27 protein-coding genes are annotated in these 24,373 nt (G+C 38.2%); 9 read left to right on the top strand and 18 right to left on the bottom strand.

Going from position 1 to position 24,373, the window contains the following annotated elements; translation table 11 throughout:
• Window positions 1–30: 30 nt before the first annotated feature.
• Window positions 31–498, bottom strand: a complete 468-nt coding sequence (locus DV942_RS17225; protein WP_145859594.1) for a DinB family protein — start codon at window positions 496–498, stop codon at window positions 31–33.
• Window positions 499–532: 34 nt separating this feature from the next.
• A complete protein-coding gene (locus DV942_RS17220) occupies window positions 533–2,074 on the bottom strand; it encodes an NAD(P)/FAD-dependent oxidoreductase (RefSeq protein WP_145859593.1) in 1,542 nt (513 codons plus the stop codon).
• Window positions 2,075–2,539: 465 nt separating this feature from the next.
• On the opposite strand from DV942_RS17220, the gene DV942_RS17215 reads away from it, so the two are divergent.
• The 5 genes from DV942_RS17215 (at window position 2,540) to DV942_RS17195 (ending at window position 5,559) form a co-directional block, all read left to right on the top strand.
• Complete coding sequence (locus DV942_RS17215; RefSeq protein WP_090986541.1) at window positions 2,540–3,121, top strand: LemA family protein; 582 nt, start codon at window positions 2,540–2,542, stop codon at window positions 3,119–3,121.
• 84 nt (window positions 3,122–3,205) lie between these two features.
• Window positions 3,206–3,649 carry a TPM domain-containing protein gene (locus DV942_RS17210; protein ID WP_090986542.1) on the top strand — a complete coding sequence of 148 codons (444 nt, stop codon included), beginning with the start codon at window positions 3,206–3,208 and terminating at the stop codon, window positions 3,647–3,649.
• A gap of 3 nt (window positions 3,650–3,652) precedes the next feature.
• Entirely contained in the window at window positions 3,653–4,423 is a 771-nt protein-coding gene (locus DV942_RS17205; RefSeq protein WP_090986544.1) for a TPM domain-containing protein, read from the top strand.
• Between the two features lie 150 nt (window positions 4,424–4,573).
• Complete coding sequence (locus tag DV942_RS17200) at window positions 4,574–4,963, top strand: hypothetical protein (RefSeq protein WP_145859591.1); 390 nt, start codon at window positions 4,574–4,576, stop codon at window positions 4,961–4,963.
• A 44-nt stretch (window positions 4,964–5,007) separates the two neighbouring features.
• Window positions 5,008–5,559, top strand: coding sequence for an NUDIX hydrolase (locus tag DV942_RS17195; RefSeq protein ID WP_145859588.1), 552 nt, complete (start codon window positions 5,008–5,010; stop codon window positions 5,557–5,559).
• A gap of 107 nt (window positions 5,560–5,666) precedes the next feature.
• Here DV942_RS17195 and dnaA read toward each other — a convergent pair whose 3' ends face one another.
• The 3 genes from dnaA to DV942_RS17180 all read right to left on the bottom strand — a co-directional run bounded on the left by dnaA (window position 5,667) and on the right by DV942_RS17180 (window position 9,866).
• Window positions 5,667–7,097 carry a chromosomal replication initiator protein DnaA gene (dnaA, locus tag DV942_RS17190; RefSeq protein WP_090502090.1) on the bottom strand — a complete coding sequence of 477 codons (1,431 nt, stop codon included), beginning with the start codon at window positions 7,095–7,097 and terminating at the stop codon, window positions 5,667–5,669.
• Between the two features lie 540 nt (window positions 7,098–7,637).
• On the bottom strand, window positions 7,638–9,185 hold the full coding sequence (locus DV942_RS17185) for an acyl-CoA mutase large subunit family protein (protein WP_145859584.1): 1,548 nt from the start codon (window positions 9,183–9,185) through the stop codon (window positions 7,638–7,640).
• Between the two features lie 150 nt (window positions 9,186–9,335).
• The gene (locus DV942_RS17180; protein WP_145859580.1) at window positions 9,336–9,866 is read right to left on the bottom strand and encodes a DUF7935 family protein; all 531 of its coding nucleotides are present in this window, start codon (window positions 9,864–9,866) and stop codon (window positions 9,336–9,338) included.
• A 92-nt stretch (window positions 9,867–9,958) separates the two neighbouring features.
• On the opposite strand from DV942_RS17180, the gene DV942_RS17175 reads away from it, so the two are divergent.
• On the top strand, window positions 9,959–10,312 hold the full coding sequence (locus DV942_RS17175; RefSeq protein ID WP_090986779.1) for a HesB/IscA family protein: 354 nt from the start codon (window positions 9,959–9,961) through the stop codon (window positions 10,310–10,312).
• A 158-nt stretch (window positions 10,313–10,470) separates the two neighbouring features.
• The gene (locus DV942_RS17170) at window positions 10,471–11,700 is read left to right on the top strand and encodes an ABC transporter permease (RefSeq protein ID WP_090986552.1); all 1,230 of its coding nucleotides are present in this window, start codon (window positions 10,471–10,473) and stop codon (window positions 11,698–11,700) included.
• 47 nt (window positions 11,701–11,747) lie between these two features.
• Here the strand turns inward: DV942_RS17170 and DV942_RS17165 are convergent, their stop codons facing one another.
• The 3 genes from DV942_RS17165 to DV942_RS17155 are packed head-to-tail and all read right to left on the bottom strand — an operon-like array spanning window position 11,748 to window position 14,358.
• Window positions 11,748–12,305, bottom strand: coding sequence for a hypothetical protein (locus DV942_RS17165; RefSeq protein ID WP_145859577.1), 558 nt, complete (start codon window positions 12,303–12,305; stop codon window positions 11,748–11,750).
• Window positions 12,306–13,328 (bottom strand): UDP-glucose 4-epimerase GalE, encoded by a 1,023-nt coding sequence (gene galE, locus DV942_RS17160; protein WP_145859575.1) that lies wholly within the window; start codon window positions 13,326–13,328, stop codon window positions 12,306–12,308.
• A 1-nt stretch (window position 13,329) separates the two neighbouring features.
• Window positions 13,330–14,358, bottom strand: a complete 1,029-nt coding sequence (locus DV942_RS17155; protein ID WP_145859573.1) for a UDP-glucuronic acid decarboxylase family protein — start codon at window positions 14,356–14,358, stop codon at window positions 13,330–13,332.
• Window positions 14,359–14,652: 294 nt separating this feature from the next.
• On the opposite strand from DV942_RS17155, the gene DV942_RS17150 reads away from it, so the two are divergent.
• Complete coding sequence (locus DV942_RS17150) at window positions 14,653–15,900, top strand: 3-deoxy-D-manno-octulosonic acid transferase (RefSeq protein ID WP_145859571.1); 1,248 nt, start codon at window positions 14,653–14,655, stop codon at window positions 15,898–15,900.
• Here the strand turns inward: DV942_RS17150 and DV942_RS17145 are convergent.
• The 9 genes from DV942_RS17145 to DV942_RS17105 all read right to left on the bottom strand — a co-directional run bounded on the left by DV942_RS17145 (window position 15,881) and on the right by DV942_RS17105 (window position 22,424).
• The gene (locus tag DV942_RS17145; protein ID WP_145859569.1) at window positions 15,881–16,384 is read right to left on the bottom strand and encodes a gluconokinase; all 504 of its coding nucleotides are present in this window, start codon (window positions 16,382–16,384) and stop codon (window positions 15,881–15,883) included. The two genes, DV942_RS17150 and DV942_RS17145, sit on opposite strands and share 20 nt — an antisense overlap.
• 7 nt (window positions 16,385–16,391) lie before the next feature.
• Window positions 16,392–17,402: a ferrochelatase gene (gene hemH / locus DV942_RS17140; RefSeq protein WP_090986564.1), complete on the bottom strand. Its 1,011-nt coding sequence runs from the start codon at window positions 17,400–17,402 to the stop codon at window positions 16,392–16,394.
• Between the two features lie 457 nt (window positions 17,403–17,859).
• The gene (locus tag DV942_RS17135; protein WP_090986566.1) at window positions 17,860–18,534 is read right to left on the bottom strand and encodes a fatty acid desaturase; all 675 of its coding nucleotides are present in this window, start codon (window positions 18,532–18,534) and stop codon (window positions 17,860–17,862) included.
• 144 nt (window positions 18,535–18,678) lie between these two features.
• A complete protein-coding gene (locus DV942_RS17130; RefSeq protein WP_090986568.1) occupies window positions 18,679–19,530 on the bottom strand; it encodes a 4-hydroxy-3-methylbut-2-enyl diphosphate reductase in 852 nt (283 codons plus the stop codon).
• 88 nt (window positions 19,531–19,618) lie between these two features.
• Window positions 19,619–19,828, bottom strand: a complete 210-nt coding sequence (locus DV942_RS17125; protein ID WP_244278867.1) for a type II toxin-antitoxin system YoeB family toxin — start codon at window positions 19,826–19,828, stop codon at window positions 19,619–19,621.
• Complete coding sequence (locus DV942_RS17120; RefSeq protein ID WP_145859567.1) at window positions 19,810–20,019, bottom strand: DUF2683 family protein; 210 nt, start codon at window positions 20,017–20,019, stop codon at window positions 19,810–19,812. Before DV942_RS17120 ends, DV942_RS17125 begins: the two co-directional genes overlap by 19 nt.
• 28 nt (window positions 20,020–20,047) lie before the next feature.
• A complete protein-coding gene (locus DV942_RS17115; protein WP_145859564.1) occupies window positions 20,048–20,722 on the bottom strand; it encodes a carotenoid biosynthesis protein in 675 nt (224 codons plus the stop codon).
• On the bottom strand, window positions 20,692–21,789 hold the full coding sequence (locus DV942_RS17110; protein WP_145859561.1) for a glycosyltransferase: 1,098 nt from the start codon (window positions 21,787–21,789) through the stop codon (window positions 20,692–20,694). Before DV942_RS17110 ends, DV942_RS17115 begins: the two co-directional genes overlap by 31 nt.
• Window positions 21,786–22,424, bottom strand: a complete 639-nt coding sequence (locus DV942_RS17105; protein ID WP_244950730.1) for a 1-acyl-sn-glycerol-3-phosphate acyltransferase — start codon at window positions 22,422–22,424, stop codon at window positions 21,786–21,788. The genes DV942_RS17110 and DV942_RS17105 overlap by 4 nt, the downstream gene beginning before the upstream one ends.
• Before the next feature lie 296 nt (window positions 22,425–22,720).
• Here DV942_RS17105 and DV942_RS17100 point away from each other — a divergent pair, with 296 nt between their 5' ends.
• Window positions 22,721–23,266, top strand: a complete 546-nt coding sequence (locus tag DV942_RS17100) for an REP-associated tyrosine transposase (RefSeq protein WP_145859555.1) — start codon at window positions 22,721–22,723, stop codon at window positions 23,264–23,266.
• Between the two features lie 491 nt (window positions 23,267–23,757).
• Here the strand turns inward: DV942_RS17100 and DV942_RS17095 are convergent, their stop codons facing one another.
• On the bottom strand, window positions 23,758–24,264 hold the full coding sequence (locus tag DV942_RS17095; protein ID WP_145859553.1) for a phosphoribosyltransferase family protein: 507 nt from the start codon (window positions 24,262–24,264) through the stop codon (window positions 23,758–23,760).
• Window positions 24,265–24,373: the final 109 nt, after the last annotated feature.

Genomic DNA, 24,373 nt, shown 5'->3' with positions numbered 1-24,373 from the left:
AATGATTACACATATGAAGGATTACACAGCCTAAAATTTCGATAATAAAGCAATCTGGCCGGAGTGATAGGCATGGTGCTGTGCCAGTCCACTTACAAGCTCCGCATGGGTTACACCGGTGCCAAGCGCCGGATTTCGTTCATTTTTTACATCCTCATTCCACTGGCTGTCTTTTAAACTTTCGCAAAGGCGGATCAGTTCTTCGTTGGCGATCTTAAAATCAAAGATAATGCGTTCCCAGGCCTGGGCTGTACGCTCTTCGGGTTCAGGCCAGTCACCCCTCTCTGGCTCAGCAGCTGGTTTGCCTACGAGTCTGGAAGAAACTTCTTCCGTCCATGCGGTTAAATGCAGGGCGATTTCAGCAATAGAATGCGCACCCGGAACAAAATGGCTAAACGCGCTTTCTGGATTAACATTATTGAGCGTTTGCATCACATGGTTACCATGCCAGGCATCGCCATTAAAAGCTTTTTTTATTTCGTTCGTAATAGTAAACATACCCGGATAACAATTGGTACACGGTAAAAGTTTGTTAAGATGCGCTCAATATTGCATTTGCACAGTTGATTCCATCAATTGCTGCCGAAACAATTCCACCGGCATAACCCGCTCCTTCTGCACAAGGATATAAACCTTTTACCTGAGGATGCTGATAGGTTTCTTTATCTCTCGGAATCCTGACCGGTGAGGATGTCCTGCTTTCTACCCCAACTAGAATGGCTTCGTTTGTATAATATCCTCTAATTTTTTTTCCAAACAGTGGCAATGCCGCACGCAGACTATCAGATACGAAATTGGGCAGGATATTATCCAGCATCGAACTTTTGGTACCAGGCAGATAGGAGTTTTTTGGCAGATCGATTGATAATTTATTGTTCACAAAGTCGACCATTCGCTGTGCAGGAGCCACCAAATTACCGCCGCCGGCTTCAAAAGCGGCTTTTTCGATTTCAGACTGAAAATTTAACATTCTCAACGGATCATAACCCTGAACATCGTTTAATGTGATCTGAACCACAGTTCCGGAATTAGCGAAAGGATTATTCCGTTTAGATGGCGACCAACCGTTAACCACAATCTCATTTTCGCCGGTGGAACAAGGTGCAATGATTCCCCCGGGACACATGCAAAAAGAAAATACGCCACGTGTACCAACCTGCTCAACCAAACTGTAATAAGCTGGCGGCAAAAATTCAGAGCGGATATCGCAATGGTATTGAGCCGAATCAATAATTGCCTGAGGATGTTCAATCCGGACACCTAACGCAAATGGCTTTGCTTCAATCAGAATATTTTTACTGTTCAATAATTCGTACACATCTCTTGCGGAGTGACCAGTTGCCAAGATAATGTCATCAGCAAAGAATTTTTCTTCAAAATTTATCTCAATGCCTTTTACTTTTCCAAATTCGATCAAAATATCCGTCATCCGGCTATCGAACATCACTTCGCCGCCGGCATTTAAGATCGTATCTTTTATAGATGTAATGATATGGGGAAGTTTATTGGTACCAATATGTGGACGGGCATCGATCGCAATATCGGCTTCTGCCCCATGGTTTACAAAAACCTGTAGTACTTTATTGATGTCGCCACGTTTATTAGAGCGTGTATATAGTTTACCGTCAGAATAGGTTCCGGCACCACCTTCGCCATAACAGTAATTAGATTCGGTGTTAACCAAACCCTGCTTATTTATGGCCGCCAAATCTCTACGCCGCTGTTTAACATCTTTTCCTCTTTCGATAATAATGGGTTTTAATCCATTTTCGATGCATTGCAGTGCTGCAAACAAACCCGCCGGACCAGCGCCGATAATAATGACAGGTTTGGCTTCGCTTACGTTGGGATAGTTGATGTGATAAACTTCGGGAACTGCTTCTTCATCTACAAAAACCCTTACCTGTAAACGAAAGATCACCTTTCTTGAACGGGCATCAATCGATCTTTTGAGAATTTCATAACCTTTAATCCTCGTTTCAGAAAGTTTTAAACCTGCCGCAAGTTTCTGTTCAATAACTTCAGTCTGCTCAACCTGATCAGGGAGCAAAGTAATTTCGATGTCTTTTTGCATAAATAAGTCAGGTTTTTATCCCGAACAGTTACAAAGATAAGCATCCGGAAAGAATATTTGTTGCTTTTGGAATGCTTCCTAAAACTTGTTGGATGATTAATGTTGCTTTTTTCATTTTTTGAAAAGCAGTTTCAGCATTTCATAGGCTGTTTTTTTTCTGCTACTATCTAGGTTTTCAATATTGCAGACCTAATTTTTCGGTGTGTTTGCATGCTTCACAGGTTTTCATCAGGATAAGGCCCAGCGCAGGAACGTCCGCTTAAAAATGTGGCACCTTGCGTTCTATAAAAAAGCTGTTAAATTGGATATTCGTTAAAAAAAATGCCTGATGCTGTGAATGAATTCCGGCAAGTAGCTTGCCAACCTGTCATATAAACATTCAAAGTGTAACAAAGGCATGCAATTTGATATCTAATTCGTAAATTGACCATCAATCAATTCTATTAAAAAGACAAAACCATAAAAATGAAAAGATTAATATTTGGATTTTTAGCTGCAGTTATTGCAGTGAGTACTTTAAGTTCATGCGGTTATAACAGCATGGTTAAACTCGACGAGAACGTTAAATCGAAATGGGGAACGGTGCAAACCCAGTACCAACGAAGAGCGGATTTGATTCCGAACCTGGTAGCAACTGTAAAAGGAGCTGCTAAATTTGAGCAGGGAACACTAACTGCAGTAACGGAAGCACGTGCAAAAGCAACACAGATGACGGTTAAAGCTGATGAACTAACTCCTGAGAATATCCAGAAATACCAGGCTGCTCAGGGACAATTAAGTCAGGCACTGGGTAAATTATTATCGATTACTGAAAGTTACCCTGAATTAAGGGCTACACAACAGTTCAGTGATTTATCTGCACAGTTAGAGAGTACCGAAAACAGAATTACTGTTGCCCGTAAAGATTTTAATGATGCAGTGCAGGAATACAATGGAAAAATCAGGTCGTTCCCTACCAATTTAACAGCTGGGATGTTCGGATTTAAACCTAAAGGATATTTTGAGGCTGATGCTTCTGCCAAAGATGCACCTAAAGTAGAATTTTAATATTCCCGACACCACATACCAGGGTAGTGAATGTTTATAAATTGAACATTTATTACCCTTTTTACTTCATATAAAAATAAGTACATGTCGTTATTTTCAGATATTGAACAGGAAAAAATAGCAAATGCGATTTCCGATGCAGAAAGGGCAACCTCCGGAGAAATTAGAATCGCTATTGATAAACATTGCGCAGGCGATCCATACGAAAAAGCCACCGAATACTTTGCTAAACTGGATATGGATAAAACTGCAAAAAGAAATGGTGTGCTGATTTATCTGGCACATGCTGACCATAAATTCGCCATTATCGGCGATGTTGGCATTCACAAAGTAGTACCTGACAACTTTTGGGAAACGACTAAAATTGCCATGACAGCGCATTTTGCAAAAGGTAATCTGGCTGATGGTATTATTGCGGGTGTAGCATTGGCTGGAGAAAAGTTAGCCTTGTTCTTCCCTCCGCAAAAAGGTGATATCAATGAATTACCGAACGATATTGTTTTTATGGATAACCTTGAAAACAAATAAGAGATGAAGAAAATATTCCTTTTATCATTATTCAGTTTATTATTTGCTTTTGCTTTTGCTCAGGATTTTCCGGAAAAGCCTGGTACTTTGGTTAACGATTATGCCAATGTATTATCGGCCGATCAGAAACAGGAGCTCGAAAATAAACTGGTAACCTTTAACGATTCGTCTTCTACACAGATTGCTGTTGCTATTTTAAAATCGGTAGGCGATTATGATATTAATGAGTATGCTGTAGAACTAGGCCGAAAATGGGGTGTTGGGCAAAGCGGCAAAAACAATGGTATTATGATCGTGGTGGCAGTTGGCGACCGAAAAATCTCTATACAAACCGGTTACGGCCTTGAAGGCGCCTTACCCGACATTTATGCCAAGCGTATTATTGATAATGATATTAAACCCAATTTTAGAGCAGGAAATTATTATGCAGGCTTAGATGAGGCTACTACATCCATTATAAAATATACCAGAGGAGAATATAAAAATGATAATCCGAAAGCTTCTTCAAAGAAAGGCGGCTCAGGTAGCATTGCCATCATTATTATTATTGTAATTGTGATAATCATCATCATGAGAAAAGGTGGTGGAGGCGGAAGCGAAGTTATTGGCGGACGAGGAGCATCTAACGCGCTTTTCTGGGCGATGTTATTTGGAAGCGGCGGTGGTCGGAGCAGTGGTGGCTGGGGAGGCGGTTCTTCCGGTGGCGGAGGCGGCGGATTCGGTGGTTTTGGCGGAGGCAGTTTTGGTGGAGGGGGCAGCAGTGGAAGCTGGTAGCTTTAGTCCATAGTCCATAGTCCATAGTCCATAGTCCATAGTCCATAGTCCATAGTCCATAGTCCATAGTCCATAGATTGGAAAAGGTTTTGTTTTGAGCGTTACAGAACATTTTAATTTTCCAACAAAATAACATTTCAACTTACATCCATGTACCGAAGAGATTTAATTACAGCTGAAATACAGAAACTGACCCAGGTTTTAGCCCGCATCATGGGACTCAAATTAGAGGGTAAATTAACTGAAGCCGATCGACTTTTCGAAGAAACTATGGAAAGTGGTTTTCAATTGCCGAAAGAAATTTTAGAAAATGAAGATCTGTCTGTTTTTGAAAATTGGCTCGTGGCAAGCAACCTTCCTCCCGAAAAACTTGATTCGTTAAGCGAATTTTTATATTATGAGTTAGGCATAAGTCAGGAGCGTAACCAGACTGTTGTGCCAAAACTTAATTTTGTGTATCAATACCTGTCGGATGAACATAAGATTGTACATTTGGTAAACCTGCACCGTCAGAAAACAATACAACAATACCTGCGCTAAACGCCAAGCGCATGGAGCCAAACAAAATAAACAACATAAATTAAATGATTATAGAAAAGTGGCAGAAAATTGCCTCTAAATATTTGGTACGCGAACAGTGGGCTACCTTGCGCGTTGATGAAGTGAAACTTCCGGGTGGCGTAATAAAGGATGATTATTATGTTTTAGAATACCCAAATTGGGTAAATGCCATTGCGTTAACAGAAGAAGGAAAAATAATTATGGTACGCCAGTACCGCCATGCAGCCGATATCGTTTCCCTGGAAGTTCCAGGTGGCGTGATTGATGGTGACGAAGCTCCGGAGTTTGCAGTAAAGCGTGAACTGCTGGAAGAAACAGGTTACAGTTTTAAAACCTGTAAATTTATTGCCGAACTTTATCCCAATCCTGCAACATCGAACAACCGAACATTTACCTACTTTTTAACAGGTGGTATCAAAACCCATGAACAGCATTTAGATGAACACGAAATTTTAAATGTTGAAGAGTATACTGTTGATGAAGTAAAGCAACTGATTAATGAAAACAAAATAGCCCAGGCCTTACACGTTGCAGCTTTGTTTTATGGGTTCCAGGAAATAGCCAAGGGTTTGTAAAATCTGAGACAGGCCCCTTATTCCCATCTCAAAAATTACAGGTAAAAAAAGCAGCCAGATGCTAAACGTCTGGCTGCTTTTATTATTAGCAATAAGCTCGTAAAAGTTTAGCTCATTTTCAATTTCTTTTGGATATCGTGTACGTAAGCTTTGAACTTTTTATCAGTATCGATTAAATCTTCAACGGTTTGGCAGGCATAAATTACCGTACTGTGATCCCGTCCACCAAAGAAAGCACCAATTGTTTTTAATGATGATTTAGTATGGCTTTTAGAGAGATACATTGAAATCTGACGAGCCTGAACAATTTCGCGTTTACGTGTTTGCGATTTCACCATATCAACAGGAACCTCAAAATACTCGCAAACCAATTTCTGGATGTACTCCATTGAAATTTCCTTTGAGGTATTTTTAATAAAGTTTTTCAACATCTGCTTAGCTAGCGCCAAATCAATTTCTTTTTTATTTAGCGTGGCCTGTGCCAAAAGAGATACCATAGCACCTTCTAATTCACGCACATTATTATCAATGTTGTGCGCAACATACTCAACCACCTCACCAGGTAACTCAATACCATCTGCATACATTTTCTTCCTTAAAATAGCGATACGCGTCTCCAGATCAGGAATTTGCAGATCAGCAGATAGACCCCATTTAAAACGGCTTAACAAACGTTCTTCCAAACCGGCTAAATCTTTCGGTGCTTTATCAGAAGTTAAAATTACCTGTTTGCCCGATTGATGCAAGTGGTTGAAGATGTGGAAGAAAATATCCTGTGTTTTTTCTTTACCTGCGAAGTTGTGCACATCATCCATAATGATTACATCCATTGCTTGGTAAAAGTTAACGAAATCGTTAATGGTGTTGTTTTTTAAGGAATCTACAAACTGCTGACAGAATTTCTCGCAGCTTACGTAAATTACCAATTTATCTGGCATGCTCCGTTTAATCTCATTACCGATTGCCTGTGCCAGATGCGTTTTACCCAAACCAACTCCGCCATAAATCATTAAGGGGTTAAAAGATGTGCCACCTGGTTTAGCTGCTACAGCGTAACCTGCAGAACGCGCCAGGCGATTACAATCTCCCTCAATATAATTTTCGAAAGTATAGTTAGCGTTTAATTGTGGATCAACATTTAATTTTTTTAATCCAGGGATAATAAATGGGTTTTTAATATCCTTATTAATGGAAACCGGAATCGGCATCGATTGTACCTTTGCCTCCGCTCCATTTCCATTTGAGGGCATATTGGTAGTATAAGGATTACCGCTGTTTGATGATTTATCTACAACGATGTTATATTCCAACCTGCCATCCTCTCCAAGTTGTTTCTTTACGGTCTTGCGCAGCAAGCCCACATAATGTTCTTCAAGCCATTCGTAAAAGAACAAACTTGGCACCTGTATGGTTAAAACCTTGCCTTCCAATTTAAGAGCCGTTATCGGCTCGAACCAAGTTTTGAAACTTTGGCCCGGAATGTTATCCTTAATAATTTGAAGACAGTTCTTCCATACTTCTGTACAAGTTTTTTCCATTGCGATTTCTATAATTTATTGGTTAACAGTACCTATTCGAATTAAAGGGATGGTCCGTTTAGGGACTACGAATATTGACATAATTATCAACATTTTAAACAAAAATTTTAAATAAATCGTAACCTATTGATAGGTAATACAGTATACCTGTTAACCTCAATTTTTTATGTTGATAACTATTTATTAACACTGGTTATCCACATTATTCACGATTTATCGCCAATATCCGTTCTTCACTTCGAACGGCTCCTGAAAAGCAAAATCTAAGCCATTTTTAACCACACTTAACCGTTTTAGCATTTTAAATTTCAAATAAACTGAGAATCAAAACCATAGCTTCGATAAATTAATATTGAATTAAAAATATGGCATAATATATCTCCCGGCGTTTTATCACTGAATTAATTTTACAACAGTTTAGTGCTGATATTTTCATTATCGAAGAACGAAAATTTTTGTTACGTTGCGATGTTTATCAAAAGCAGAACACTTAAAATTTACTTTCAAAGCAAAGCAAACATCAATGCGTTAAATATTCAGTTAATAAACGCCGAAAGCGACTCTAAATACATCTGCAATTTCTCCAAGTGTAGCATATTTCTCAACGGCGTTAATGATCAATGGCATCAGGTTCGTTTCGCCTTTGGCTGCTTCTTTTAATTGGTGTAATGCTTGCTCAACCGCAAGCTGATCGCGGGTTGATTTTAAATGATCCAGCTTTTCGGATTGCAGCTTGCGGATGGAATCATCTATATTAAACACTTCGGTAAAACCTTCTTCCTCCTGGGTAAATTTATTTACGCCGACCGAAATCCTTTCACCGTTTTCAATTTCCTTTTGATATTGATACGCAGCACCAGCAATTTCATTTTGCATATAATCATTTTCAATGGCATTAACTGATCCTCCCATAGCATCTATCCTATCGATATAAGCCCAGGCTGCAGCTTCTACCTCATCAGTGAGGCTTTCTACAAAAAATGAGCCTGCTAACGGATCTACCGTATCAGTAACCCCGCTTTCAAAAGCAATGATTTGCTGAGTGCGTAAAGCAATTTTCGCCGCCGATTCTGTTGGAAGTGACAACGCTTCGTCATAACCGTTGGTATGTAAGGATTGGGTCCCGCCTAAAACCGCAGCCATGGCCTGGTTGCTAACCCTGATTACATTGTTTAATGGTTGTTGCGCAGTTAAGGTTGAACCTCCGGTTTGGGTGTGAAACCTCAACATCTGGGCCTTTTCATCTGTCGCGCCCAGATCTTTGGTAATTTTTGCCCACATGCGCCTTGCGGCCCTAAACTTGGCTATTTCTTCAAAAAAATTATTGTGGCAGTTGAAGAAGAATGACAAACGTTTCGCAAAGATGTTAATATTTAAACCTTGATCTAAAGCAGCTTTTAAATAAGCTTTGCCATTGGCCAATGTAAAAGCAAGTTCCTGCACCGCGGTAGATCCAGCTTCACGGATATGATAGCCAGATATAGAGATGGTATTCCATTTTGGTACTTCGTTACTGCAAAACTCAAAAATATCGGTAATTAAACGCATCGATGGCTTTGGCGGATAGATGTATGTTCCCCTTGCTGCATACTCTTTAAGGATGTCGTTCTGTATTGTACCTGAAATCTGCTTTAAATCTGCCCCTTGTTTTTTGGCCAGCGCAATGTACATGGCCAATAAAATTGAAGCCGTTGCATTGATCGTCATTGAGGTCGTGATGTCTTTCAGCTCGATACCATCAAATAAAATTTCAAGATCCTTTAATGAATCAATAGCCACTCCAACTTTGCCCACCTCTCCTTCAGCCATTTCATGATCAGAGTCGTAACCAATTTGCGTGGGAAGATCAAAAGCAACAGACAAACCAGTTGTTCCCTGCGCCAATAAATAATGATAACGTTTGTTTGATTCTTCAGCGGTTGAGAAACCAGCATACTGCCGCATCGTCCATAAGCGCCCACGGTACATATCTTTTTGGATTCCCCTGGTAAAAGGAAATTCACCAGGAAACTCTTTCATGGGCCTCGCTTCTGTATATAAGGCTTTTATTTCAATCCCCGAAGTAGTAGTATGTTTTTTCTCGCTCATTTGGTTAGTTTATTAGTTCAATGCTTCATTAGCCATTAGTTTGTTTGTGCTTTACAGACCAATAGCCAGCAGTTCGTGGTTACTTATCGAAAACGGTTAATCGGTAACTGTAAACTCAGCTATTCACCAGATTTCATTTAACAATCAACGCTAAAACAGTTTATAAATATCTTTCTTGATCATCTCAATTGTTAAATCATACGGATTTTCTTCTATACCGGCCATGTGCTGTAAAATTGCTTTACTGAGTTCGATCCCATTTGCATCGGCTGGTAAACCTGGCACCGCGTTATTGATCATGGCAATGGTATCATCTTTTAGTTTTCTCACCACTCCCCAGGTTACACTATCTATATACAGCTGCTGGGTAATGTTATGTTGATATTCTGCACGGATTTCATTTAAAATACCTGCTTGTAAAGTAGCGATGGCAATCCCTTGCTGATGCAACCGAACAAGCAAATTAGCAGGGTTAATACGGTCAACAAATATAATCAAACGTTCATGGGCCTGTAAGCGCAGGGGTAAAATCTGCGCCCGGCTCTCTTTGTTCAGTTCGATGGTTTTTAAGTTAAAAAAACGTTGAATATCGTTTCTTAAAATGTAATAAGTTGCCATTAAGGCCATAAAAATGCCTGCAAATAAGATCATTATATCAACTAAAATCTGTTGTGTATTCATAAGTATTGTTTAAGTACAGTAATATTAACTGCCTGCTAAAAGCAAAAATGTACATTATTATTTATATTTGTAACAGATTAAATTTAAATAACATGAGCACAACAGTTGATACAGCATTTGCACCAGTTAGTTTTTCCGAAGGGGCAGCCAAAGAGTTATATAAATTAAAAGATCAGCAGGAAATTGGCGATGATTACGGATTGCGCGTTGGCGTTGAAGGTGGTGGCTGTGCCGGCATGAATTACGTTTTAGGTTTTGATCAGAAAAAAGATGGCGATCAGGAATTTCTGATCAACGGCATCAAGGTTTTCATGAACAAAGCACACCAGATGTACTTAATGGGCATGATGATTGATTGGCAGGACGGCTTAAATTCACGTGGGTTTACCTTCATTAACCCCAATGCAACCAGCACCTGTGGCTGTGGCACGAGTTTCTCGGCATAAATAAAATATTATTGTAACATATCATACAGTCCCCTTGTCTAAACATCGGGACTTTTTTTATTTTTACACATAATGGTTTAAGGCAAAAGGTGTAGGGTATAAGGTTAAATCCCATCTCCATACTTAATACTCAATACCTGACCTGGCACTTACAATAAATGAATTACAGAGAAAACATCCGACTGGCATTAGAATCTATTAAAGCGAACCGCTTGCGTACCATGCTTACCGCCTTGATTATTGCCATTGGTTTAATGGCTTTGGTGGGGATTTTAACCACTCTTGATGCTGTAAAAAAAAGTATGACAGATGCTTTTAGTAGCATGGGAGCCAACTCATTTACCATCAGAAACCGGGGTACAGGAATCAGGATTGGAAACGGGAAAAGACCCAAACCTTTTAAAGCCATCCGTTACGAAGATGCCGTTAAGTTTAAAGATAGCCTGAATACCCCCGCTACCGTGGCAGTAAGTGTTTTTGCTAGTGGTGGTTCTACTATAAAATATGGTAGTTTAAAAACCAACCCAAATATTAACGTTCAGGGGATTGATGAAAATGGTTTAGCCGCTCAGGGCTTAAACCTCTCACAGGGAAGAAATTTTAGCGTTTCTGAAATACAGTTGGGAAGTAATGTTTGTATAGTTGGTGGCGAAGTAGTTGAAAAACTCTTCAAAGATTCAGATCCCTTGGATAAGTTGATCAATGTAGGCAATAACCGATTTAAAATTGTTGGTATTTTGGAGAAAAAAGGATCGAGTATGGGCTTTAGTGGAGACAGGGCCGTTTACGTGCCACTGCTGAAAGCAAAGCAGATTAATGCCAATGCCAATCCATCTTATACCATTACAGTAATGGTACCTAGTAATGACATGCAGGAAAACATTATTGGTGAATCTACTGCGCTATTCAGAAATATACGCAAAGTAAAGGTAAGCGAACCCAACAATTTCGAAATTACCAAAAGTGATGCCATTGCCCAAACCTTGTTCGAAAACCTGGCGTTTGTAGCCATCGGTGGTGTTGCAATCGGTATTATCACTTTAATTGGAGCCTCGATAGGTTTGATGAATATCATGCTGGTTTCTGTTACCGAACGTACGCGCGAAATTGGTATACGTAAAGCCATTGGAGCCAATCCAAAAGTCATCCGTCGCCAGTTTTTAATTGAGGCCGTAGTAATCTGCTTAATGGGTGGTGTATTCGGGATTTTCCTCGGCATTGTATTAGGAAACTTAATCTCCCTGGCCATGGGTGGTTCATTTTTAATCCCGTGGTTGTTTATTATTGGTGGTTTTGTATTATGTGTATTAGTTGGAATTTTATCTGGTTATTATCCCGCAAAAAAAGCTTCCAGACTGGATCCTGTAGAGGCGTTAAGGTATGAATAAACTGGTTCAGTAGTGCTGTAATCCGAGCCTAATGATAAGCTATAGCTTTAGACGATTTCTTTTGGTAAATTGCTGGCTTCTGCAGCACCAGCCAATTTAGAGGAGTAAATTTTATCAAGCAGCTGATTTAGGTTTTCCGCAAAGTCGAACTGCAGGTCTTCATGAAGTTTTTTGAATTTATTGATGGTTACCGCAACCGTTTTAATGTAATAAACACTAAAAAGCATCATAAAATCGCGGTAACCAAAAATTGACTTTTTATAATCCAGAGGGATAGTATTAAGAATAAACAATTTTAGCTCAACCTCTCCAACAGGATCTTTTGTCACTTTGTAAAAATGATTGACAGCAGTGATCATCTTCCTCACTTTTACTAAAGCTTCTTTTGCATTCAGTTTTTTAAGCTCAGTAATCTGCTCCTCAACTTCAGCCTTAATCCTTTCCTTGCGGTCTTCCAGATCCGTCTCATCCTCTAATAACTTATAATGAAGGTGTTCGGTAAGCACTTTATCTTTTGCTACCAGACGCAATAACAGCTTGTCTTTTTCTTTAACAGGCAGTGCAGCAATAGCGGTTTTTAAATCTTTGTGCTCCGATAATTTCATTTAAAAAGGATTAGCCTTAATGTATTTTTCCCACTCCCAGGCAGAGCGCATCATTTCATTGATATCGAGGGCGGCCTTCCAGCCCAATTCGTTATTTGATTTCTCTACATCGCCATAAATCTCCACAACATCTCCAGCCCTTCTTGGCCCGATTTTATAATCCAGTTTCTGTCCGTTTGCTTTTTCGAAAGCAGCAATAATCTCCAAAACTGAAAATCCTTTACCGGTACCGATATTGAATACATCATAGTTACCGTTAGGATTCCCATCTTCTAATTTTTTTATAGCGGCAACATGTGCTTTTGCAAGATCAACCACATGGATATAATCGCGGATAGCGGAACCATCCGGCGTATCATAATCATTTCCGTGAACAGTAATCGGACCACGTTTTCCAATAGCTGATTGGGTAATAAAGGGAACAAGGTTTGCAGGCACACCATTTGGCAGCTCACCAATCAAAGCAGTTTCATGTGCACCAACCGGATTAAAATAACGCAAAGCGATTACACTTAGATCAGGCGTTACCGCAGCAGTTTCTGCCAGTATCTCTTCAGCAATCTGTTTGGTATTCCCATAAGGAGATTCTGCTTTTTTAACTGATGCCGCTTCGGTTACCGGCAAAGTATCTGGCTGACCATAAACTGTACATGATGAAGAAAACACAAAATTAATTTTTCTGTTAAATGAAGTAAGCAGGTTAATTAATCCGAAAAAGTTATTTTTATAATATTTTAAGGGTTGTTCTACCGATTCACCCACCGCCTTGTAAGCAGCAAAATGGATAATTCCATCTATATCAGCATGGTTTTCGGCAAATTCCCTTACTGCTTTTTCATCCTGTAAATCAATTTCATGAAAATTAAACCATTTACCGGTGATGGCATGCAGCTGGGTTAAAATCTTGATATTCGAATTAGAAAGGTTATCGATAATTACAACCTCGTATCCTGCGTTGTGTAATTCTACTGCTGTGTGCGAACCGATATATCCTGTTCCGCCAGTAACTAATATTTTTGCCATTTTAACGGTTAAATGTGGTAAAATCTTTATGTTCTATTTTTTCCAAAGCCTCTGAAGACAAAGACTTAAAGTATTCATATGTAATTTTTAATCCTTCTGCACGACCTATTTTTGGCTCCCAACCCAATAGCTCTTCCGCTTTTGAAATATCCGGCCTACGCTGTTTCGGATCATCCTGCGGAAGTTCCTTGTAAACAATTTTCTGTGTAGTACCAGTAAGCTTGATGATTTCCTCACAAAACTGTTTGATCGTGATTTCATCCGGATTACCAATGTTTACCGGCTGAGCATAGTCGCTCATTAATAAACGGTATATACCCTCTATCAGATCATCAACATAACAAAAAGAGCGTGTCTGACTTCCATCACCAAAAACAGTTAAATCTTCCCCTCTTAAAGCCTGTCCGATAAAAGCAGGTAAAACACGTCCATCATTTAGTCGCATTCTTGGTCCATAGGTATTAAAAATCCTAACAATTCTGGTTTCTACGCCATGGAAAGTATGGTAAGCCATAGTTATGGCTTCCTGAAAACGCTTGGCCTCATCGTAAACACCACGTGGCCCCACCGGATTTACATTTCCCCAATACTCTTCCGGCTGAGGATTTACATTCGGATCACCATACACTTCTGAGGTCGATGCAATCAGCATCCTGGCATTCTTATTACGCGCCAAACCCAAAAGATTATGTGTGCCCAGAGAGCCTACCTTAAGGGTCTGGATTGGAATTTTAAGATAATCAATCGGACTTGCAGGTGAAGCAAAATGTAAAATATAATCGAGCTTACCTGGAATGTGAACAAATTTGGAAACGTCGTGGTTATAAAACTCAAAATTCTCCAGTTTAAAGAGGTGTTCGATATTAGCTATATCTCCGGTAATCAGGTTATCCATCCCGATCACGTGATAATCCTCTTTTACAAAACGATCACAAAGGTGTGAGCCTAAAAATCCGGCTGCGCCTGTAATCAATATTCTCTTTCTACTCCCCAAACTTTCCGAAGGGAATTTTTCCTTTATTTCACTCATATTTTTTAATAATCTTATTCAATATATTTTTGATGTTATCCACAATGGTAAAACAGGGGTTTATAGTCTTCTACCTTTAGCGTTATAATTATAGCCAAGATCGGTCATTTTTTTCAAATCGTATCAATTCCGCCCATCAAAAATGATTTAATTTTTCAGGCAGATTCCTCATTTTATTTTGACTAGCTAAAAGGCGGGCCGTGAAGTCTGTTTATCCATTAATATCAGTAAAACGCAAGGCTTTCATATATTTTAAGCTTTTTAAATATATTCCTTTTATCTTGGCACGAAGATATGAAATTACTTTACATCATCGGAATCTGGGGCTATACTTTACTCATCAGGATATTCTCATTATTTAATCCAAAGGCAAAATTGTTTATCAATGGCCGCAAAAATATCTTTACCTCGATTGCCCAGATAGTTAATCCAGCAGAAAAACATGTATGGTTCCATTTTGCTTCTTTAGGCGAATTTGAACAAGGCCGGCCGGTTTTAGAAAAACTGAAAGCTCTTTACCCGACAAAGAAAATTGTAGTTACTTTTTTCTCACCTTCGGGATACGAGATTAGAAAAAATTATGCCTTGGCTGACGTATTTTATCTCCCGATTGATACTGCGGCTAATGCCAAACGTTTCATAGCAGCCGTTAACCCTGAAATAGCGATTTTTACCAAATATGAATTTTGGCATTTCTATTTTAAGGAACTAAAAGCCAAGGGCATTCCTTTATATGTGATTTCCGGGATTTTCAGAGAAAGTCAGGTATTTTTTAAATGGTATGGCAGTTTTTACCGAAACATATTAAAATCGGTCACCCACTTTTTTGTGCAAAATGAGGAAAGCGCAAACCTTTTAAAATCAATCGGATTAAATCATGTAACCATTAGTGGCGATACCCGTTTCGACAGGGTTTACGAAAATGCGCAATCACCAAAACAGCTCGATATTATTGAAAGCTTTATCGGTAGCGCCCCTACTTTAGTTTGCGGAAGTACCTGGCCCGAAGATGAAAAAATATTATCTGCATTACCTCTGCAATATCCGAATTGGAAATTTATCATTGCCCCACACGAGATCCACGAAAGCCATATAGAAAGTATTGAGAAACAGTTTTCCGTTGGCAGTGTACGGTTTTCAGCTTTCAGTTCCCAGTCAGAAGTCAGCAGTTCTCAACGCTTAAATCTAAAATCTCAAATCTTAATCATCGACAACATTGGTATGCTTTCGTCATTATATCAATATGGTAAGCTGGCTTATATCGGCGGCGGCTTCGGCATAGGCATCCACAACACTTTAGAAGCTGCGGCATTTGGGTTACCGGTAATTTTCGGACCTAAATACAATAAATTTCAGGAAGCAAAAGATCTTATTGCCATCGGTGCGGCGAGAAGCATAACATCAGCTGAAGAACTAATTAATGCCTTTAATGCTTTTGCAAGCGATCGACACGCAGCGAATGCGGCCAGCAAATATGTGGGGGATAAAAAAGGGGCAACAGGTCAGATTGTTTCTGTAATTACTAAACCAGATCAGCCTTAGCAATTTCTTCAACTATTTCGGATATACTTTGGTCTATAGAAACGGTAAATACATCCGGTTCATCTGCTTGCGGCTCTTCTAAGGTTTCAAACTGACTTTGTAATAAGCTGGAAGGCATGTATTGATGACTGCGTTTAACAATGCGATCGTGGATCAAATCGAAACTTCCTTTCAAATACACAAAATGTATGGATTTATTATCTGCTCTCAACAGATCCCGGTAAGATTTTTTAAGTGCAGAACAAGCGATAATACAATTGCCTCCATTGTCAGCATGTTCACGGCCAACTTTAGCAATCAACTGTAGCCAATCTAAGCGATCAGCATCTGTCAAGGCAATCCCAGCTGCCATTTTATCTACGTTCCGTTGCGAATGCAGGTTATCACCATCTATAAATTCTGCATTTATTTTTGGGGCCAGGGCTTTTCCGATTACTGTTTTACCACTTCCTGATACGCCCATTAAAATAATAAAACTTCCCATCGTTGATCTATTTTACCATTCCGGCCAAAGCCTCAATAAATACAGGACTATCGTTTAAACTTTCCACCAACTGAACATGTTCGCCACCCAACGCTTTAAATTCTTCGTGGTATTCTACCGTGATTTCGTAAAGCGTTTCCAAACAATCAGCCACAAAAGCCGGGCTAAAAACTAAAAGGCGTTTTTTGCCTTCGGCAGCCAATTTCTTTAACACATCGGTAGTGTAAGGCTGTACCCATGGTTCCTTACCTAAACGGGACTGAAAACAAACAGTATATTGATCTTTTGACAGGTTTAATTCCTGAGCGATTAACCTGGCGGTATCATGTCCCTGGGCAGAATAGCAGAATTTATTAGTATCATTTAATGTTTGGCAGCAATCGGCATTTTTTAAACAATAACTCCCGGTATGATCGCATTTTAAAAGCTGACGTTCTGGTAAGCCGTGGAAACTAAACAATACGTGGTCATAACTTTCTACGTGATGTTTTCTTGCATTTTCGGCAAAAACTTTTATCATTAATTCGTTATCGTGGAATGAATTAATGAAAGAGATGGGGGGAACTGTTGGCCATTTACTCACCAATTCCATTACCAGCTGCATTACCGAACCGGTACTGGCAGAAGCATATTGTGGAAACATGGGGATTACCTGTATACTTTCTACCAAACCTGCTTTTAAATTGGCCAGAGCAGAGGCAATAGATGGATTTTGGTAACGCATAGCCAGTTCTACATGGTATTCATCACCTAATCTTTCCTGAAGCATTTTAGCCTGTACCCTGCTGTAAAACAGCAACGGTGAGCCATCTTCATTCCAGATTTCTTTATATAATTTTGCAGTTTTAGGACTACGGAAGGGAACAATAATACCTTTAACCAATAATGTCCTGTTCAGTTTGGGAATATCGATTACCCTTTCATCCATTAAAAATTGGTCTAAGTATCTTCTAACATCAGCTGTTGCCGGACTATCAGGTGTTCCTAAATTTACCAGTAAAATTCCCTTTTTGCTCATTTATACCAAGAATATGTTTTGTGGCGCAAATATCGCCTTTTTATTGCTTTTTCCCTATGTAAAAATTTAATGGCCGCCATTTTTTGGTCAAAAAACTTGTATTGGCTACCTATTTATTAGAAAAGCGAAGATAGCAAGTACATTTAAGTATGGTCCTGCCTTCCCTACAATCTTTTTGTGGCAGGTAATGCTATTTAAACGTTCATACCTCAAAAAGGATTTTCGTCCAGTCAGGTTTATGTACGCAGTTTTGTGCAAGTTTTTAACGTTTTTAGACCTTATTAACTCTTATTTGTAGCGGCTACTATCGCTGTGCAGCCGGATTTTACTATCTGACAGTTGGAGAAACCAGCAAAAGATTCTTTAGGAAATTAGAGGTTGTTTATTTAGTGTAAGGTAAAAACATCTTACGCTATGATCAGATGTTGCTAACCCGGCCTCACTACTGATGATACTGTTATCCCTTCGTTTTATAAAGCTGCCACCAGGGCATACCTGGCTTTTGATGGTGCTCAAAGTGATAACCAAAAAAGTAACAGGTTATAAAAGCTACAAAATGGTTTTTCTGTAACGTATTCGAATGGTATTCATTATCATGCTCTCCTCTATGAGGCAAATATGTTCCAAAATAAAAGAGTTGAAAAGTGCTTAACAAAGATGGCAGTACCCAAAATAGTAAGAGATTTTTTTCATCAATCCAGATTTTTAAAACATTAAAAGCTATGGCCATAATAACCAATTGAATAATGGTAACATAATTTAACATAAAACGGAAATACCATTTCCAAAAGCCATGTGGCGCAAAATCCGGATCCTTTTCAGTATGTACATGACGGTGATGTTGGTGATGTTTCGCATACAAACGGTTATAAAAAAAACCAGCGTAGAGAAAAACAGATAGATAACCAATAAAATTATTCGCCTTTGTGTTCGGCGCTATTGTTCCATGCATGGCATCGTGGGCGGTTATAAACAAGCCGGTGTACAAGTGCATCTGAACAAAAACCATGAGATAAACCAAAGGATTGCTCCATTTAAAATCCCATATCAGCAAAAAATAAAGAGAAATAAACCAACAGGTAATTACGGTTAACGCAACCAGAATTCCGGCATATGGATTTATCTTTTTCAATTTTTTATATCAAAATATGTGATCGTCATCTCGAGCGAAGTGCAACGAAGTCGAGAGATCTATCAAAGCAGATCTCTCCATTCCACTGCGTTACAGTCGAGATGACGATTCTACTATAGAATACTTATCAGATCTTCTTATAATCTAATACTGCTCCAAAGCGGCTTTAACATTTTCCATCAGCCACATTGGGGTAGAGGTAGCTCCGCAGATACCTACCCTATCGTTTTCAGCAAACCAGCCTTGCTCCAACTCTTCTACATTCGAAATGAAGTAAGAATTAGCATTATATTTCTTACAAACATCATAAAGCACTTTTCCGTTTGAAGATTTCTTTCCCGAAACAAAAACGATCTTATCATAATGACTCACAAAATCTTCCAGTTCTTCATATCGGTTAGATACTTGTCTGCAAATGGTATCGTTGGCCTTAACTTCGTAACCACGACTCAATAATTCATCTTTAATGTGATAGAATTTATCGGTGCTTTTAGTAGTTTGGCTGTATAAGGTAAATTTAGCCGGAAGCTCAACCTGATCTAATTCGGCCAAATCCTGAAAAACAATGGCTTTACCAGCTGTTTGGCCTTGTAATCCGATCACTTCAGCATGGCCATGCTTACCAAAAATAAGAACCTGCTCATTATCATCATGCGAATTTTTAATCCTGTTCTGTAATTTAAGCACAACCGGGCATGAAGCATCTATTAATGTAAGGTTATTTTCTAAAGCCAGTTGATAGGTTGAAGGTGCCTCACCGTGTGCCCTGATCAAAACTTTTTCGTTCTTTAAGTTTTTTAGGAACTCATGATCGATAATTTTTAATCCGCGATTGGTTAAACGCGCTACTTCTTCATCATTATGCACAATATCGCCAAGGCAATATAAATAACCTTCGTTATCCAGAATGTCTTCTGCCATTTCTATAGCATATACTACGCCAAAGCAAAAGCCTGATGATTTATCGATATTAACCTGTAAGTTTAGATTGCTCATTTTTTTCTTAGGATTAGTTATTTATCATGGTAGTGTCCCTTTGCAGAAATTACAAATACAGCAATAATCTCTTCATCAATTCTATAAACTAATCTATCTTTTTATTTACTTGCCTTGACCAATAACCGGAAAATTCAAATTTTAACTGTTCAGGTTTACCTACACCTGATTTTGGATGAATACTTAATTCTATAAAAATTTGCTGAAGTTTTTTAATGGAAGCTTTGTCTCCTGATTTAAAAATCTCAGCTAATTGCTTTTTAGCTTGATCTGTAATGTCTACAAAATACTTTCCCATATATTTTGAACATCCTTAACCCTTGTTAAACGTCCATTTTTTATATCTTCTTCTCCTTTGGCTATGTCATTTATGGAGTCACGACTATAGCTCTTCTCTTTTTTAAAAGTTACATTTAGTGCTTGTAAAACGGCCTCAACCGCCAAAAGCTGTTTTTTATTTTTAGGCTGTACGATTAGAGTTTCCATCATGCAAATTAATTAGAATTAACATACAAAATTAAGCAAAAATATTTGTTCCGGTTGTCATGTATAAGACAACAAAAAAGATTAACTGTGCGGCAAACATAGTCACACCAATATATTTCTGCTGTTTTAGGCCTAAAGCATTATAAAACTTCAGCAAAATTACCGAAACAATAAACCAGGCCACATAATTCTGAACCGGAATTTCGTGCCAGTCCCAGTGCCAGTAATCGAACTTCATAGCCACCGGTTCTAAAAAGAAATCAAGCCCTACAAGTGCAAAGCCCCCTATAACCGATGCCAAAATACTATGCCTGATTTTTATACTTTTCATCATTTGCCCAATACTGAATATCAGGATCACCCAATTTATACCCATTAGCAATGGAACTGCAGCAACTTTGTAACCCAGTGTATCGCCATAGTAGTAGCTGCCAAATATCTTTCCCGTATGTACGCCCAATACTTCGACTAAAAAGCCACAGAGAAATACTCCTGAAACGAACAATAATAATCTTTTTACATCGCCATTGTATGAAAAAACAATTATGGCAAACATCAGCAATAAATGAAAAGGGACTAGTTTTACAAAATAAGGCTGTGCAGCGGGGATTATGAAGCCAAACAAGCCAACTACATGAAAAACGACAATTATTGCAACTGCAATTCTTTTAACCTTTAAATCGTTTTGATCGTTCTGCCCTTCCATGTGCTCGTTTTAAAAATGTGTTTTTTTATAGAAATGAGTGAAATGATTAAGAAGAACAACATCTGTAAAGGATGTAGAACCAGATTTATCAAAACACGCTGTCCGGATAAATAGGAAATCATCATTCTGCTTAATACTATTAAAGTTAATGGTAATACAAGTAAAGTAACATTAAAGTTTAAGATCAAAACCAATGGTCCTACCGTTACCAAAAGCTGGTAAAGTAATAATATTATGATGTTATTACCAAAACCTGCAAGTAAATTTTTACTAAAGCCATTTATGCTTTCGCTCAAATTCTTATACATTCTGCAATAAATCAATCCGTTGCCCAGAAGTGCTTCTGCATTAAATTTTTCCTGTTTTACCAGTTTCATAATTTCCACATCTTCCACAACATGATGTTTAACCCGCTCATGCCAACGGTTTTCTTTATAATTATGGGCATTAAAAAACATACATTGCCCACTGGCTGCTGCAAAAGCCGGATTTTTAGAAAGCTTCACCAATCGCAAAGGCAATAAATTCAACAGGATAAAATGCATCAAAGGCACAGTTAACCATTCACCTATCGATTTCATTGTTTGGTTGGTAAAAACGCTGAGCAAGGTAAGGCTTCCAATTTCCATCCTGCTGATGAGGCTGTTGATCAACCCTCTTTTAATGGTTTCATCAGCATCAATGAATAATAAGTATTTACCGGTGGCCAATTCGCTAAGCTGGTGACAGGCATAGTTTTTACCCAGCCAGTCTGGAGGTAACGCTTTACCACTTACCACCTTGAATTTCGGATTATCAAGGCAAAATTTTTCGACTACCCCGAAAGTATTATCGTTGCTGTTATCATCCAAAACAAAAACCTCATAATTGGTATAATCCTGATTTTTTATCGAAATAAGCAATTCTAAAATATTCTCCGCCTCATTTCTTGCAGGAATGAGAATCGAAACCAGGTCATGATGATGTTTAACAACCCTTGGCAACTTTGGGTTAGAAAGGAAATTGAAAACCGTAACCGAAACGCGGATGACCAGAAAAATTAAAACGGCGTAAATAAAAACTGTCATTCAATTAGTTGATTTTGTTTAACAACCGATTGATCGTAATGTTTATTATAGGCGCTTTTTAGCAATTGCAAACTTACATACTCTTCAGTTTCCCAACGCTGTAAATAATTATAAACTGTAGGCTTTCTCTTGGCAAAATAATCGATAAAAGTAGCAGCAAAAATGATATTGATTTTTTTCTGGCTGGCATTAATGATCTGCATGACCCCTTTTTCAAAATTAATACCGTTTAAATGGTTAGAATACAATTTGCCTTGTGGAAATACCAGCACCAGGTTTGCAGGATTATCTAACAATTTGCCTGCATAGTTGAGCGTCTCCAGCACATCTTTACCTTTATTTTCGGCAGCAAAAGCACCTAAATACTTCAAAAAACCTATTTTAGTGTAGTTCTCGGCATTCACCAAAACATGAAACTGTTTTTTTAACACTTTTTTGTTGATGTAAAACAGAAAAAAACCATCCCACCAGCTGAAATGATTGGCCAGGATCAAAATAGAAGAATCCGATTTTATTTCTACTGCATTATAATTGAATGCAGCAAAATCTTTTTTGATAATAAACTGAATATACCATGAGAAAAATTTGAAAATCAGATTATTTTTTCTGGGCTGATACATTTCGGAAAATTGCAAAAAATTGAGGTGAATTGCAAATGTGTACTATATATAGATGATTAAAAAGATTGTTTTGATGAATTGATGGTCCTCGTTTTTAACTAGGATCAGCGAGATTCACATTTCTAATGTGATGAAACTACATAATAATTTCTCAATAAGCAATTTCACCACTTTTTTGATACATCCAAGTTCCAAACCAGGACTATAATCTTATTATAACAAACGAATATTTATTTATATTTACTGTAAATCTCCCAAATATTGCATTACCGATGGCATAATTTTATTGAAAGATTTAAATATCTGTTATTATGGGAGGAAGCAGATACATCATTACGGGTCAGCATCAAACTTATTTCATAACCTGCACAATAGTCGGTTGGATCGATTTATTTACGCGACCGGAATATAAAAACATAATTGTTGATTCATTAAGGCACTGTATTGAGTATAAAGGATTAATACTGAATGCTTGGGTTCTGATGACGAATCACATTCATTTTATTGGAAGATGTGAAGAGCCAAATAAAATGTCTGATTTTCTGAGAGACTTTAAAAAATTTACATCTAAAAAACTTGCAACAGCAATTAAGGAAATACCTGAAAGCAGAAAAGATTGGCTTTTAGATAAGTTTAATTTTGAAGCTAGAAAAACCAATAGGGCCGAAAATTATAAAATCTGGCAATATGACAATCATCCTATCGATTTGCAAGAAATAGATGCATATCAAAAACTACATTATATCCATGAGAACCCAGTTAAAGCTGGTATAGTTGAATCTCCTGAACAATATATTTACAGTAGCGCCAGGGATTATGCAGGAATTGAGGGTTTAATAAAAATTGAATTGATTTAAAGAGAGCGATAAAATCGCTCTTTTCACGCGTCCTCGTTACAAACGAGGACGATATCGCAATATAAAAAAACGCCAAAATTATGCTAAATCCAAGATAAAATTATGGTCCTCGTTTGAAACGAGGATCAGAGAGATCCACATTTGTAATGTGGCGTAAGTACCTATAATATAAATAATTAAATAAGTGATAAAATCGCGTTTCTAATACATCCTCATTACAAATGAGGACGATATCGCAATGTAAAGAAACGCCAAAATTATGCTGACTCCAGAATAAAATTATGGTCCTCGTTTGAAACGAGGATCAGAGAGATCCACATTTGTAATGTGTGGCGCAAATATCTTCAATATAAATAATTAAATAAGCGATAAAATCGCTCTTCTCACATCCTCGTTACAAACGAGGACGATATTGAGTAGTTGTAGTACGCGCAACAATATCAGTTATACTATCCCATCGCCCATACCACCTCTTCCATCTTACATCAATCCTAGCTCAAATAAACCCGGTCTTCCTCACCCTCCACATCCATCACTACATCAACATGCTCTTTTAAAACAGTGGCAAGTTCAAGTCCAACAAAATCAGTGGCAATGGGAAAGATTTTATGGCTGCGGTCAACCAAAACCACCGTACGGATTTTTTTATGTGGCGTGTTTAAGAAAACACCTAAACCATAAGCAAGGGTTTTACCACTATTCAATACATCATCAACAATAATAATCACTTTGTTTTTCCAATGGCTTTCATCCAAATTTGTTGAAGCTACCAGTTTGCTGCTTTCCTTCTGCAGATCGATACGCAACAAGGTAAGTTTAAAGCCTGAAATCTTTTTAAGCACTTTCTCTAACCTTTGCGCTAATTTATAACCGCGGTCCCAAATACCGGCAAGTACCACTTCTTTCTCGTTCAGGTTATCTTCTAAAATCTGATAAGCGATACGATCTATTTTTTGCTGAATTTGTTTCTTGTTAAGAATAAGTAATTGCGATGCCATTGTATAATCGGATTGAATACAAAAAGAACGATTTTAAGGATGAAATTCAAACTATTTAAAAAATAATTTCTATCGTTTGCAACGTTTTCGCCAGAGATGCGTCTAATCT

It is taken from the genome of Pedobacter suwonensis, assembly GCF_007833675.1.
GTDB classification, from domain to species: domain Bacteria; phylum Bacteroidota; class Bacteroidia; order Sphingobacteriales; family Sphingobacteriaceae; genus Pedobacter; species Pedobacter suwonensis.
Note: the sequence above shows the minus strand (reverse complement) of the source record. Positions and strands in the feature narration are given on the sequence as shown.